10 protein-coding genes and 6 tRNA genes are annotated in these 13,315 nt (G+C 45.2%); 6 read left to right on the top strand and 10 right to left on the bottom strand.

Going from position 1 to position 13,315, the window contains the following annotated elements:
• Positions 1–32 precede the first annotated feature (32 nt).
• Positions 33–1,487 (bottom strand): N-acetylglucosamine-specific PTS transporter subunit IIBC, encoded by a 1,455-nt coding sequence (gene nagE, locus C1S73_RS05795; RefSeq protein ID WP_038865536.1) that lies wholly within the window; start codon positions 1,485–1,487, stop codon positions 33–35.
• Between the two features lie 157 nt (positions 1,488–1,644).
• Here nagE and C1S73_RS05790 point away from each other — a divergent pair, with 157 nt between their 5' ends.
• The gene (locus C1S73_RS05790) at positions 1,645–2,526 is read left to right on the top strand and encodes a LysR substrate-binding domain-containing protein (protein WP_038865535.1); all 882 of its coding nucleotides are present in this window, start codon (positions 1,645–1,647) and stop codon (positions 2,524–2,526) included.
• Between the two features lie 96 nt (positions 2,527–2,622).
• Positions 2,623–2,805, top strand: a complete 183-nt coding sequence (locus tag C1S73_RS05785) for a hypothetical protein (protein WP_038865532.1) — start codon at positions 2,623–2,625, stop codon at positions 2,803–2,805.
• 3 nt (positions 2,806–2,808) lie between these two features.
• On the opposite strand, the gene C1S73_RS05780 is transcribed toward C1S73_RS05785, so the two are convergent.
• From C1S73_RS05780 to C1S73_RS05770, 3 genes are all read right to left on the bottom strand, one after another.
• The gene (locus C1S73_RS05780; RefSeq protein WP_095760217.1) at positions 2,809–3,741 is read right to left on the bottom strand and encodes a YeiH family protein; all 933 of its coding nucleotides are present in this window, start codon (positions 3,739–3,741) and stop codon (positions 2,809–2,811) included.
• Between the two features lie 133 nt (positions 3,742–3,874).
• On the bottom strand, positions 3,875–5,749 hold the full coding sequence (locus C1S73_RS05775; RefSeq protein WP_038865529.1) for an MFS transporter: 1,875 nt from the start codon (positions 5,747–5,749) through the stop codon (positions 3,875–3,877).
• 13 nt (positions 5,750–5,762) lie between these two features.
• Entirely contained in the window at positions 5,763–6,353 is a 591-nt protein-coding gene (locus C1S73_RS05770; protein ID WP_038865527.1) for a TetR/AcrR family transcriptional regulator, read from the bottom strand.
• 255 nt (positions 6,354–6,608) lie between these two features.
• Between C1S73_RS05770 and C1S73_RS05765 the strand changes: the two genes are divergently transcribed.
• Together C1S73_RS05765 and C1S73_RS28190 are read left to right on the top strand one after the other, a co-directional pair.
• Complete coding sequence (locus C1S73_RS05765) at positions 6,609–7,484, top strand: Tim44 domain-containing protein (protein ID WP_009707155.1); 876 nt, start codon at positions 6,609–6,611, stop codon at positions 7,482–7,484.
• A gap of 141 nt (positions 7,485–7,625) precedes the next feature.
• The gene (locus C1S73_RS28190; protein ID WP_265102048.1) at positions 7,626–7,754 is read left to right on the top strand and encodes a hypothetical protein; all 129 of its coding nucleotides are present in this window, start codon (positions 7,626–7,628) and stop codon (positions 7,752–7,754) included.
• Positions 7,755–7,893: 139 nt separating this feature from the next.
• On the opposite strand, the gene C1S73_RS05760 is transcribed toward C1S73_RS28190, so the two are convergent.
• The 6 genes from C1S73_RS05760 to C1S73_RS05735 form a co-directional block, all read right to left on the bottom strand.
• Positions 7,894–7,978 (bottom strand) — tRNA-Tyr (locus C1S73_RS05760).
• Between the two features lie 84 nt (positions 7,979–8,062).
• Positions 8,063–8,147: transfer RNA gene (locus tag C1S73_RS05755), tRNA-Tyr, on the bottom strand.
• 83 nt (positions 8,148–8,230) lie between these two features.
• Positions 8,231–8,315, bottom strand: a tRNA-Tyr gene (locus C1S73_RS05750).
• Between the two features lie 85 nt (positions 8,316–8,400).
• Positions 8,401–8,485, bottom strand: a tRNA-Tyr gene (locus C1S73_RS05745).
• 85 nt (positions 8,486–8,570) lie between these two features.
• Positions 8,571–8,655, bottom strand: a tRNA-Tyr gene (locus C1S73_RS05740).
• A gap of 84 nt (positions 8,656–8,739) precedes the next feature.
• Positions 8,740–8,824 (bottom strand) — tRNA-Tyr (locus tag C1S73_RS05735).
• Positions 8,825–9,107: 283 nt separating this feature from the next.
• Here C1S73_RS05735 and C1S73_RS05725 point away from each other — a divergent pair.
• Both C1S73_RS05725 and vmeF read left to right on the top strand, forming a co-directional pair.
• A complete protein-coding gene (locus C1S73_RS05725; protein WP_038873962.1) occupies positions 9,108–10,196 on the top strand; it encodes an efflux RND transporter periplasmic adaptor subunit in 1,089 nt (362 codons plus the stop codon).
• The gene (vmeF, locus tag C1S73_RS05720) at positions 10,196–13,309 is read left to right on the top strand and encodes a multidrug efflux RND transporter permease subunit VmeF (protein ID WP_045419466.1); all 3,114 of its coding nucleotides are present in this window, start codon (positions 10,196–10,198) and stop codon (positions 13,307–13,309) included. The genes C1S73_RS05725 and vmeF overlap by 1 nt, the downstream gene beginning before the upstream one ends.
• The last annotated feature ends 6 nt before the right edge of the window (positions 13,310–13,315 follow it).

Below are 13,315 nucleotides of genomic sequence, written 5' to 3'. Positions count from 1 at the left end.
GGGATGTGGTGATGGTGAGTCACCACAATTCTTTAGTTAGCGAGGGCGACTTTCATTTGCTCCGCTACTTTATCTACTTTACCTAGGCCGATGATGACTTGCAGGCCACCTTTACCAATACAAACTACACCTGCTGCGCCGAGCTGTTTTAGTTTTGCTTCGTCAGCCAGTGAGGAATCTTTTACGGTTAAGCGTAGGCGGGTAATACAGTTGTCTACCTCTAGGATGTTATCTGCACCACCGATAGCGGCAATGTAATCTTTTGCAAGTTCACCAACGTTTTCTGTTACTTCCTTCTCCATGTCTTCGCCACGACCCGGAGTGCGCAGGTTGAACTTAACGATCGCGAAGCGGAATATCGTGTAGTACAGAGCGAAGAACACTAAACCTTGTGGGATCAACATGTACCATTTGGTTGCTAGTGGATTTTGGCTTGAAAGCACAAAGTCTACGAACCCAGCGGAGAAACCGAAGCCTGCCATCCATTGCATGCTTGCAGCAATGTACATAGAAATGCCCGTTAGTACTGCGTGGATTAGGTAAAGCACAGGCGCTAGGAACATAAAGCTGAACTCTAGTGGTTCGGTGATGCCTGTGAAGAAAGACGCCATTGCAGCGGCAAGCATGATAGAAAATACTTTGTTTTTGTTCTCTTTATCTGCGCAGTGGTACATCGCAAGCGCAGCGCCCGGCAGGCCAAACATCATGATAGGGAAGAAGCCTGCTTGGTACATACCAGTTTGGCCAACAACCGCAGTGCCATTCGCAATAGATTGTGCACCACCGAGGAAGTTTGGAATGTCATTAATCCCAACTACATCAAACCAGAACACTGGGTAAAGCGCATGGTGCATGCCGATGGTCAGCATCAGGCGGTTGAAGAAACCAAAAAGACCGGCACCGACAGCGCCCATTGCTTCCAACTTAGTGCCGAAAATGATCAGTGCATCGTAAATCACAGGCCAAACGTAAAGCAGAACGAAGGCCAATGCCATACCAGCAATAGAAGTTAGGATCGGAACTAGGCGTTTTCCACTGAAGAACGCTAATGCCTTAGGTAACTCGACTCCAGAGTAACGGTTGTAAATCTCCGCTGAGATTATGCCGACTAAGATACCGATAAACTGGTTATTAATCTTGTTGAACGCATCAGGCACCTCATCTGCTGTGATGCCCATCAGTTGAGTGACCGCTCCTGGCGCAAGCAATGTGGTTAAAACCATAAAACAAATAAAGCCGGAAAGTGCGGCAGAGCCATTCTTGTCTCTGCTTAGACCAAAAGCAACACCGACGGCAAATAGCACTGCCATGTTATCGATGATGGCACCACCAGATTTGATTAGAAATGCGGCCAGTACGCTTTCTGAGCCCCACCCAACAGGGTCAATCCAGTAGCCTATGCCCATCAAGATTGCCGCAGCGGGTAGTGTCGCTACGGGAACCATCAACGCCTTACCGACTTTTTGCATGTAGCCGAGTATATTCATATTTGCCCCTATAATTTTTAATGCCTCCCAGAATATGATCTATGCTGGAAATTGGCGTTTTTATTAAGTTTCTAGGAACTATTTGAAACTTAATTATCGACGCAAACAAACGAATTCACTACTATCATGAATTAATATTTTTAATGCATGGTGTGTCATGGCTAACCAACAATTACTGCTTAGGAATCTTCATACCTTTAGTATCGCAGCTAAGCACCTTAGCTTTACTCATGCAGCGAAGGAGTTGCATTTAACCCAAGGTGCGGTTAGTCATCGCATTAAAGTTCTCGAGCAAGAGCTGGGTTTTACTTTGTTCGTTCGCGGCACGAGAAAGCTTGAGCTGACAGAGGAAGGGCGTCGTTTTCAAAAGACGTTATCTACATCACTCAGTACCATTTTTAATGAGATTGAAGAAATAAAGTCGACGGATTTAGTAGGCGAGATAAACATTGCCGCCTCTCCTGGATTCTTAAACGGTTGGTTAATGCCAAGGGTTGCGGACTTTAAGCGCCATTACCCAGGTTTCAATCTCAATCTATTTGCGCAAGAAAGTCAGTTAGATCTTGTAACAAATCAGATCGATGTGGCGATCTTTTATGATACTGAGCACCTTGTTGATGTTTATCGTCAGCGATTGTTTGGTGAAAAGTACATTCCTGTTTGTACACCACAGTACATGAAAGAGATGAATATTTTAGAAGATGGGCTCGCCTCTCTACACCGTATTAATTTTATTCATGCATTAGGCTCTGACGTATGGCAGAGGTGGGTGTCTCACATGGCATTAGATGTGGATGTTTTCCAACACTTTTATTGTGTTAGTCACCGTGATATGGCTGTGTTAGCCGCGAGAAACAATGTTGGTGTTGCGATGGGACGCTATCGGTTTGTCAAAGATCTCTTAGACAAAGGAGAACTAGTGAGCCCTTACCCTACGATGGATACTCAGCAGGGGTATGATTTACTCTGTCCATCTGGATATGAGCACCGCCCTAAAGTGAAGACTTTCATTTCATGGGTGGAGAGCCAACTTAGTTGATTTAGCAATGAATTAGTCGAAAAGGGAATTTCGAATCCTTATAACTCTGAATCATAATTATGCTTAAAGTTTAAGAAATAAAGCATAAGGTTCAGGATGATCAAATTAGCTTTGGTGGCAGCGGTGTTGCTACAAATTGGCCTTGCGATGAGCACTGAGGGACTAACGCGCTCATTGGCTGAGCTAACCGCCTTTCTGGTCGCGATAGCTTTAGTGTTGGTACACAAAAACCAGAGCGCGAAAAAAGCAGAGCTCACCCAGCCACAGAAAGTTAATTAAGGTTTAGCTCAGCAGTAGCCAACCGAGTGATGTTGTAGAAATCAGCACCCACAGTGTGACACCAAACAATAATGGTTTTGCCCCTGCCGACTTCAGCTTCGATACTGAAATACTGCAACCAATCAAGAACAGACACACCACAAGCGCTTGCTTAGCAATAGCAAAGATGCCTTGATACACCACTTCAAATTGCGGGAAGAAGTCGCTGAATGCAATAGCAGCGCAGTACCAGAAAATGAAGTAAGGAATCACTAACTTGCTTTTACCTTCTTTACCGTTTCCACGAGAAAAGATCACGGCACTGATCAGTGCGACAGGAATGATCCACAATGCGCGAGCAAGCTTCAATGTGGTTGCGGTAGTCAATGCTTCTTCACCGTAAGCAGATGCCGCACCCACAACGGAAGAGGTATCGTGAATTGCAATCGCAGCCCACGTTCCGAACGTATGCTGATCCAAACCAATAGCGTGACCAATTACAGGGAAGATAAACAGCGCCAGTGAGTTCAGAACGAAAACCGTTGCAAGTGCAAGACCGATTTGTTCGTCCTTTGCTTTGATCGCTGGAGCGACAGCAGCAATCGCACTACCACCACAAATAGCAGTACCAGAAGCAATCAAATACGCCGTTGTGCGTTCAAGTTTTATTGCTTTGGCAATCATCATGCCGATCACAAGTGTGCCAAGGATGGTCGCGATGATTAGACCTATTCCATCAGACGTGACCGCGAGAGCTTGGTCAAAGTGAATCCCAAAGCCTAAACCAATAATGGAGTAAGAAAGCAGCTTCTTGGTAAATGAAGCAATAGGAAGCTCTGTCGGTACTAGGCTAAAACTCGCCAAAAGAAAACCGATCACAAGCGCGATAGGAGAGGACACAAAAGGGGTTAAACAAAACAGCAGTGCCAATCCAAAGGGGATATTCTTTGTATTCAAGGGTGTCTTCGTTGTAGTGAGTTAAAGCGCAGAGTATATCGTAACGTCTATGGTCAGAAAGTCTTAATGAATTGAACGTGCGTTCAGAAAAACTAAACGTATGTTCAAAAATTAAGAATTGTTCTGTTTGAGTTTAGCGCCAGTCGCCGCGAAGTGCTTTTACTTTCTCAAACATAGCTTGTGCTGTGGCATGTTTTGGATCGACAGGTGTACCAGCTTCGATTTCCAGTCTAGACCAGAAACGCGTTGGTAAGCCCTTACATGCTCGGCCTTTTGCGCGACTGAAGTAGCTGCCCCATAAGCCTTTCAACGCCATTGGTATCACTGGAACAGGGCTACGACGAAGGATGATGTCGATACCGCGCATAAACTCGTTCATCTCACCATCTGATGTCAAACGACCTTCAGGGAAAATACACACAATATGCCCCTCACTTAGTGCCGCCTCAACATCACTGAATGCACGACGAATAGAAGTGCGATTGCTGGCCGAGATCGGAATCACACCAGCTCGGCGAAGAAAACGTCGTAGAGGTGGAAGGTTGGCGTAATCTTCTTCCATCACAAAGCGAATCAAGCGTGGGCAAACCGCACTTAATAGTAGCGAGTCCATGTAACTCACATGATTACATACGATTAATGCACCACCATGCTCAGGAAGGTGGTGCAAATTCTTGTGTTTTACGCGGTAAATTGTGTGAGTGACTACCCACATAGCAAAGCGCACAACGAAAATTGGGATTTGCAGGAAAATGTATGCCGCAACTAAGAAATTTAAAACAGCCAATAGAGCGAACAATTGGGGGATGGTCATTTCAAGCACGCTTAGGCAGACGATACCCAATATTGCGCTACCCACCATAAACAACGAGTTAAAGATGTTTAGCCCCGCAATGACTTGTGCTCGCTCTGTCTCTTTTGCTCTGTGTTGCATAAGCGCGTACAGCGGTACGATGAACAAGCCGCCAGAGATTCCGATCATTAGTAGATAGAAGAACAGCGGCCAAAAAGCGTCGAAGTTTACAAACTCAACAAAGGTATGAAATCGAGGTAAGTCTGTAGGAATAGATGTCGCCATCAAGAAGCCGAATATGGTGATACCTAGAGCACCAATCGGTACGATTCCTACTTCAATTCTGTGGTTTGAGAGCCAGTTACAGGCCATTGAGCCAACAGCAATACCGACCGAGAACAAAGCTAACAGAAATGAAACCGCGCTCTCTGTACCATTCAAATACTCTTTCGTGAAATTAGGGAACTGGGTGAGGTAAGCCGCGCCTAAGAACCAGAACCAGCTGATTGCCATGATGCATTGGAAGACGATGCGGTCAGACTTGGCAATAGAAAGCGTGTGTTTGGTTTGTTTGTATGGCTGCCATTTAAATTGAATATCGGGAGCGCTAGCGGAAGCAAAGGGAATTGAACGGCTTGATAAGTAGCCAAGAAGGGCAAAGATAACCACACAAAATGCAGCAAGGTATTTAGCGTTATCTGCGGAAGCAATTAGCCCAGCGCCTAGTGTACCGATCAAAATAGCAATAAAGGTACCAGCTTCTACTAGTGCATTGCCCGGAACGAGTTCTTTCTCGTTAAGTTGTTGTGGTAGCAATGCATATTTGACTGGGCCGAAGAATGCTGACTGCGTGCCCATCAGGAATAACAGTAGGAGTAAAACACCGTAGCTCTCGGTAATGAAACCTACAGCCCCAAGCAACATTATGCCTATCTCGAACAGTTTTACCTTGCGGATAAACCAAGATTTTTCATACTTATCTGCCAGCACCCCTGCTGATGCGGAAAATAGAAAGAACGGGAGGATGAACAAGCCTGCGGCTAAGTTGATAAATAAGTTGCTAGAAACGGGCAGTGCACTAGACCCCGCAAAGGCGACAAACAGCAACAGCACATTTTTGAAGATATTGTCGTTGAAAGCACCAAAAAACTGGGTAATAAAATAGGGAAGGAACTTTCGTTGCCTAAGCAAGGACGACTGGCTGTCTGATGACATGAATAATCCTTTATTACCAGCTGATCAGATAGTTTGAAATCAGGTTATCAATAAGCTCTTTACCATCAATAGGTTCACTAGAGAAAAACTTATCATCAACGCTTAGTAGCGTGATTCCATGTACTCCGGACCACAATACGCGACTCGCTTGAAGTACTTCAGACTCAGTACGGTGCGGTGCGATTTGAGCAAGTAAGGATTCTAGCATGCCAGTCATACCGTCGATGCGTTTTGCATGCCATTCAGGAAGTTCTGCGCCATTCATATTGTGCTCAAAAACTAACTGCCAACGATGTGGGTGTTTTTGCGCGAAATCGTGATAACAATAAGCCAGTTCAAATAAGGCCTGGTGGGCATCTTTACTGTTCTTGGTCGCTTTCACTGCTTCTTGTTGTAGTTCATCTAACGTTTGAGCAACCGCGTGTAAAAGCAACAAGTTATAGTTGCCGAAAATGTTTACTAAAGTGCTTGGCACGTAACCAATCATGTTAGCAATCTTACGAAGACTGAGCTCGTGGTAAGAGTTTTCGTCTAAAAAGTCTTTGACCGTAGTAAGGGTCAAGTTGACTAACTCTTCTCTGGTGTGATCGTTTCTGCGCGCCATAATCTAAAACTACTTATTGAACAACGTTCAATATGATAGACAGCTACTGAATCACCGTCAATAACACAAACCAGTCAGAAACCTATTGCTTGGCAATATTCTGATACATGTCTTCTATTATGGAATGTTTCATTGTTGTATCTGACGGAGTATGATGGTCATATCTCATATTTAGCGTGCTACTGATATGGATGCTTGTTTGCTTCATCATCTATCAGCATGATTAAGTACATATCGTCAATTTTAAGGATAACGATGAAACGTTTATTTTCGATTGTCGCCCTACTGATGTTTACTGTTGCCGTAACGCCTATCGCAGAAGCGAAGAAATTTGGTGGTGGTAAGTCTTTTGGTAAGAGTTACAAAACCGCGCCTGCTCCTAAACAGCAGCAACAAAACACAAACACCATTGGTAAAGAACAAGGTGCTAAATCATCAAGCAAAAAAGGTTTGATGGGCGGCTTACTTGGTGGTCTTCTTGCTGGTGGTCTATTGGCAGCATTCTTTGGTGGTGCATTCGAAGGTATCCAGTTTATGGATATCCTAATCATTGGTTTGATCGCATTCGTTATCTTCAAGCTGATGCGCGGCATGCTTGGTGCTAAGCAGGGCAGTATGAATCAGCATCGTCAGCAGCCAGCATTTGGTGGTAACGCTTCTAAGTTCGAGCAACCAAACATGCAGAACTTTGAACAGCAGCCTAACAACACAAATGCAGGTGGTTTTGGCGGTTTCGGTGCACAAACTGATATCCCGCATAACTACCCACCGGGTTTTGACCAAGCGGCATTCATCAACGGCTCTCGTGAGCACTATCGAATCCTGCAAGGCGCGTGGAACCACAACCAACTTCATACAATTGAAGAGTACGTTTCACCAAGCCTGTTCGAAGACTTGAAAGCAGAACGTGCGAAGCTAGATGGCGAGCAACATACTGATGTGATGTATGTAGATGCGGAAATTGTTCGTGCTGACTACGATGCGAACAAGGCACAGCTTAGCCTGCAATTTAGCGGTCGTTACCGTGATGCAGAAGAAGGTATCGAAGAAGACATCGAAGATATCTGGCACTTAGAACGTGACCTAACGGTACCAAATGCACCTTGGTTGATTGTTGGTATTCAAGGTTAATCACCAACAGCGTTCAATTTAGTCTTATTAAAATCCCGCTTTCGTGCGGGATTTTTTATGCCTGAAGATCAGAGACTCTAAATCTATCGAGACAGTACGAGTGGTTGAAGTCGACTTTAATATGGTTGTTATGAGGCAGCGATGAGTCGCACAGTAGGGAATAGTGAAGATAAAGCTAACGGAGATGATCAATGGCTTGATTCCATTGACCTAAATAAACCAACTAACACTTGGATTCGCTCTCAAGCAGAGCTAGTTAAAAGTACCTAGGTGTCGTACTACTTAACGAAAGATCACTAAGAATCGCGCGTTGAGTGAGGCTAGATTTAGCCAAATAGTTAGGTAAGCCATTGAAAAACTATAGCTATAGAACGAAAAAAGCCAACTCAATGAGCTGGCTTTTTCAATATGGTGGAGGGGGACGGATTCGAACCATCGAAGGCAGTGCCGGCAGATTTACAGTCTGCTCCCTTTGGCCACTCGGGAACCCCTCCAGGGTGTTTTTATACTTAGATGTTAGTTTCCCAACCTAGCTTCCAAGTTGTTCTCATGTTCAAAGGAAAACATAAGAAAGAATATGGTGGAGGGGGACGGATTCGAACCATCGAAGGCAGTGCCGGCAGATTTACAGTCTGCTCCCTTTGGCCACTCGGGAACCCCTCCAGGGTGTTTTTATACTTAGATGTTAGTTTCCCAACCTAGCTTCCAAGTTGTTCTCATGTTCAAGGAAAACATAAGAAAGAATATGGTGGAGGGGGACGGATTCGAACCATCGAAGGCAGTGCCGGCAGATTTACAGTCTGCTCCCTTTGGCCACTCGGGAACCCCTCCAGGGTATTTTTATACTTAGATGTTAGTTTCCCAACCTAGCTTCCAAGTTGTTCTCACGTTTAAAGGAAAAACATAAGAAAGAATATGGTGGAGGGGGACGGATTCGAACCATCGAAGGCAGTGCCGGCAGATTTACAGTCTGCTCCCTTTGGCCACTCGGGAACCCCTCCAGGGTGTTTTTATACTTAGATGTTAGTTTCCCAACCTAGCTTCCAAGTTGTTCTCACGTTTAAAGGAAAAACATAAGAAAGAATATGGTGGAGGGGGACGGATTCGAACCATCGAAGGCAGTGCCGGCAGATTTACAGTCTGCTCCCTTTGGCCACTCGGGAACCCCTCCAGGGTGTTTTATACTTAAAAAGTGTTTTCCCAACACGCTTTCCAAGTTGTTCTCATGTTCAAAGGAAAAACATAAGAAAGAATATGGTGGAGGGGGACGGATTCGAACCATCGAAGGCAGTGCCGGCAGATTTACAGTCTGCTCCCTTTGGCCACTCGGGAACCCCTCCAGGGTATTTTTATACTTAAGATTTGTTTTCCCAACACATCTCTCAAGTGCGGAGCGCATCATAGCAAACTCGCTCCGGCTGTAAAGCGTTTTTCTTACGTTTTTACGTTGAATGCTGCCTTTTTGGGCAAAGATGGTAGAAAGTCAGCGTTTTGTATGTCGTTTATACAAAAGGAAAACCTTCTTTTTACTTGAATTTACACTACTTGACGTTAGAGGACGTATCTACTGATAAACTGTATTCAGTTTAATGACATAAGTTTATTCGATTAATAGTCAAGATTATGAGTATGAGAGCCACTTTATCTGTTTTAACGCTTTCTATTTTAATGGCTTCGCCAGTAGCTTTTGCTGCCAAACGTGGTCCATCTACAGTTACGGTAGTAACTGAACAAGTAGAAACGCATGAAATTAACCAATCTCTGTCGTTGATCGGCAAGTTAGAAGCGGCCGAATCCGTAGTGGTTGCTTCTGAAGTCGCTGGCAAGGTGAAAAAAATCGCCGTTAACGCCAATCAAAACGTTCAGCAAAACCAGCTTTTGATTCAACTTAACGATGATAAAGCACAAGCTGCCTTAATAGAGGCAAAAGCATACCTAAAAGATGAACAGCGTAAGTTAAAAGAGTTTCAGCGTTTGGTTAAACGTAATGCGATTACCCAAACTGAAATTGATGGGCAAAAGGCGAGTGTTGAAATTGCACAAGCGCGTCTAGATGCCGCTAAAGCTAACTTATTGGATCTTCATATTAGTGCACCTTTTGCCGGTACCGTTGGTTTTATTGATTTTAGCAAAGGTAAAATGGTCAGCGCTGGTTCTGAATTATTGACGCTTGATGACCTCTCTGTCATGGAATTGGATCTTCAAGTTCCTGAACGTTACCTATCGATGTTGTCGGTCGGTATGGAAGTGCATGCCACCACCAGTGCTTGGAATAATCAAGAATTCGTGGGTAAGGTAACAGGTATTGATACGCGAATTAGTGCTGAAACCTTAAACTTACGTGTTCGTATCGAATTTGATAACCCAGAAAATCACTTAAAACCTGGCATGCTGATGAATGCATCGTTGGCATTTCCTGCGATTAAAGCGCCAATCATTCCGGTTCAAGCACTTGAGTATTCAGGTACTAAGCGTTTTGTATACGTGATTGATGAAGACAATAAAGCAATGCGTCAGGAGGTCTTCCTAGGAGCGCGTGTTGATAATGAGGTTGTGATCGAATCGGGTGTTGAGATCGGCGACAAAATAGTGGTTCAAGGCATCGTAAATATGCGTGATGGCGTTGAAGTCGCTGAAATTGTCGCGCCAACTCAATCGAAAAGTGCACATGCTGCAGATGCAGAAGGCAAAGCGGCTAAGGAAGCGAACTAATGTTACTTTCTGACGTTTCCGTAAAGCGCCCTGTCGCTGCGCTGGTATTGAGTATGCTGCTGTGTGTATTCGGCTTTGTGTCGTTTACTAAACTTGCAGTCCGTGAAATGCCAGACATCGAAAGCCCAGTGGTTTCGATCAGCACACGTTATGAAGGCGCCTCTGCCACCATTATCGAGAGCCAAATAACGTCGGTATTGGAAGACCAGCTTTCTGGTATCAGTGGTATCGACGAAATTAGCTCGACGACGCGCAACAGTATGTCGCGTATCACCATTACATTTGAGCTGGGTTATGACTTAAACACCGGCGTGAGTGATGTTCGCGATGCCGTTGCTCGCGCTCAACGTTCGCTGCCAGATGAAGCTGACGATCCCGTTGTTTACAAGAATAATGGTTCTGGTGAAGCCTCCCTCTATATTAACCTCAGTTCATCAGAGATGGACCGTACCCAGCTAACGGATTATGCCGAGCGCGTACTTATGGACCGCTTTAGTCTGATATCGGGCGTCAGTTCGATCGACTTGTCCGGTGGTTTATACAAAGTGATGTACGTGAAGCTTAAACCAGATCTGATGGCTGGTCGCTCGGTTACTGCATCTGATATTACGACAGCATTACGAAGTGAAAACTTGGAAAGTCCAGGTGGTGAGGTTCGTAACGATTCAACCGTCATGTCAGTTCGTACAGCACGTACGTACAATACGCCAGAAGACTTTCAATATCTTGTTGTGAAACGTGCTAGCGATAACACGCCTATTTATTTGAAAGATGTGGCGGACGTATTCATTGGTGCGGAAAACGAAAACTCAACCTTTAAGAGTGATGGTGTAGTCAACATTAGCTTAGGCGTCGTTCCGCAATCAGACGCTAACCCACTGGAAGTGGCACAGGCGGTGCGTTCAGAAGTAGATAAGATTCAGAAGTTCTTACCGGACGGTACTCGTCTGGCCATAGACTATGATGCCACAGTATTTATTGAACGCTCGATTGATGAGGTATACAGCACGCTCTTTATTACGGGTGGTCTGGTTATTTTAGTCCTCTATATTTTTATCGGTCAGGCGCGCGCTACATTGATTCCTGCGGTGACGGTACCAGTCTCACTGATTTCTTCATTCATTGCGGCTTACTACTTCGGCTTCTCTATCAACCTAATCACCCTGATGGCGCTTATCCTATCTATCGGTCTAGTTGTGGATGATGCGATTGTTGTCGTAGAGAACATCTTCCACCATATTGAGCGCGGCGAGTCACCACTGCTGGCGGCTTATAAAGGCACAAGAGAAGTCGGATTTGCCGTTGTTGCTACGACCTTGGTTCTGGTGATGGTCTTCCTGCCGATTTCTTTTATGGATGGCATGGTAGGCCTGCTATTTACTGAGTTCTCAGTATTGTTGGCGATGTCAGTGATCTTCTCATCTTTAATTGCATTAACGCTGACTCCAGTGCTCGGTAGTCAGATACTAAAAGCGAATGTGAAGCCGAATCGATTCAACCAAGCGGTCGATAAATTGTTTGCTAAGTTAGAGGCTGGTTACCGAAAAGCGCTGCGTGGTGCATTGAAGGTTCGTTGGGCTGCGCCTTTGGTTATCCTTGCGTGTATGGGAGGCAGTTATGGTTTGATGAATCAAGTGCCTGCACAGCTAACGCCACAAGAAGACCGAGGGGTTATCTTTGCTTTTGTTCGTGGTGCAGATGCGACTTCCTACAACCGAATGTCGGCGAACATGGACATCGTAGAAGATCGCTTGATGCCATTGTTGGGACAAGGTTTCCTGAAATCATTCAGTATTCAAACACCAGCATTTGGTGGGCAAGCGGGTGACCAAACTGGCTTCGTTATCATGATTTTAGAAGACTGGAACGAGCGTGATGTGACGGCACAAGAAGCACTCAACCAAGTTCGTAAGTCATTGGCCGGTATTCCAGACGTTCGTGTTTTCCCATTCATGCCGGGTTTCCGTGGTGGTTCTAGCGAACCTGTTCAGTTTGTTCTTGGTGGCTCTGATTACGATGAGTTGTTGGTCTGGGCTGAAATGCTCAAGAACACAGCTGAAGAGTCACCAATGATGGAAGGTGCGGAAATCGACTATTCAGAGAAAACACCAGAGCTTTTGGTGTCAGTGGACAAGCGCCGTGCTGCTGAACTTGGTGTGAGTGTACAAGACATCTCTGAAACTCTAGAAATCATGCTTGGTGGTAAGAGTGAAACCACTTACGTTGACCGTGGTGAAGAATATGATGTTTACCTTCGAGGTGACGAAAACAGCTTCAATAACGCGGCTGATTTGAGCCAGATTTACTTACGCACCAACAGCGGTGAGCTAGTGACCCTAGATACGGTTACTAAAGTCGAAGAAGTGGCGGCATCAATTCGTCTGTCCCACTACAACAAACAGAAGTCGATCACCATTACTGCTAACCTATCGGAAGGTTACACCCTAGGTGAGGCGCTAGATTTCTTAGATCAAGAAGCGATTGATAACCTGCCGGGTGATATTTCGGTCAGTTACTCTGGTGAGTCGAAAGACTTTAAAGAAAACCAAGCCAGTGTTGCCGTTGTATTTGCCTTGGCATTACTTGTTGCATACCTAGTATTGGCAGCGCAGTTTGAAAGCTTCGTCAACCCACTGGTGGTAATGTTCACCGTGCCTATGGGCGTATTTGGTGGCTTCCTTGGGTTGGTCGTCATGAGTCAAGGAATGAACATCTACAGCCAAATCGGCATGATTATGTTGATCGGTATGGTAACCAAAAACGGTATTTTGATCGTTGAGTTTGCTAACCAGTTACGTGACCGTGGTATCGAGTTTGAAAAAGCGATCACTGATGCGGCAGCACGTCGTCTACGTCCAATCATGATGACGGCATTTACGACGCTTGCTGGTGCGATTCCGTTGATCATGTCAACAGGTGCAGGTTACGAAAGCCGCGTGGCAGTAGGTACGGTCATCTTCTTCGGTATGGGCTTCGCGACGTTAGTTACACTGTTTGTTATCCCTGCGATGTATCGATTGATTTCTGCGAAGACGCGTTCACCTGGCCATGTTGAAGCTGAGCTGAATAAAGCGCTTAGCCATGATACGAAGGGACGTATCGCGCACCCTTAACCAAAC

The organism is Vibrio jasicida 090810c, from assembly GCF_002887615.1.
GTDB classification, from domain to species: domain Bacteria; phylum Pseudomonadota; class Gammaproteobacteria; order Enterobacterales; family Vibrionaceae; genus Vibrio; species Vibrio jasicida.
The sequence above is the reverse complement of the archived record's forward strand: the minus strand, read 5'-3'. Positions and strand labels throughout refer to the sequence as shown.

Excerpts from the sequence above, each read along its gene's own strand:
- C1S73_RS05770 (WP_038865527.1), bottom strand. The coding sequence starts at position 6,353 with ATGGCGCGCAGAAACGATCACACCAGAGAAGAGTTAGTCAACTTGACC.
- C1S73_RS05725 (WP_038873962.1), top strand. The coding sequence starts at position 9,108 with ATGAGTATGAGAGCCACTTTATCTGTTTTAACGCTTTCTATTTTAATG.
- C1S73_RS05775 (WP_038865529.1), bottom strand. The coding sequence starts at position 5,749 with ATGTCATCAGACAGCCAGTCGTCCTTGCTTAGGCAACGAAAGTTCCTT.
- C1S73_RS05765 (WP_009707155.1), top strand. The coding sequence starts at position 6,609 with ATGAAACGTTTATTTTCGATTGTCGCCCTACTGATGTTTACTGTTGCC.
- vmeF (WP_045419466.1), top strand. The coding sequence starts at position 10,196 with ATGTTACTTTCTGACGTTTCCGTAAAGCGCCCTGTCGCTGCGCTGGTA.
- C1S73_RS05785 (WP_038865532.1), top strand. The coding sequence starts at position 2,623 with ATGATCAAATTAGCTTTGGTGGCAGCGGTGTTGCTACAAATTGGCCTT.
- nagE (WP_038865536.1), bottom strand. The coding sequence starts at position 1,487 with ATGAATATACTCGGCTACATGCAAAAAGTCGGTAAGGCGTTGATGGTT.
- C1S73_RS28190 (WP_265102048.1), top strand. The coding sequence starts at position 7,626 with ATGAGTCGCACAGTAGGGAATAGTGAAGATAAAGCTAACGGAGATGAT.
- C1S73_RS05790 (WP_038865535.1), top strand. The coding sequence starts at position 1,645 with ATGGCTAACCAACAATTACTGCTTAGGAATCTTCATACCTTTAGTATC.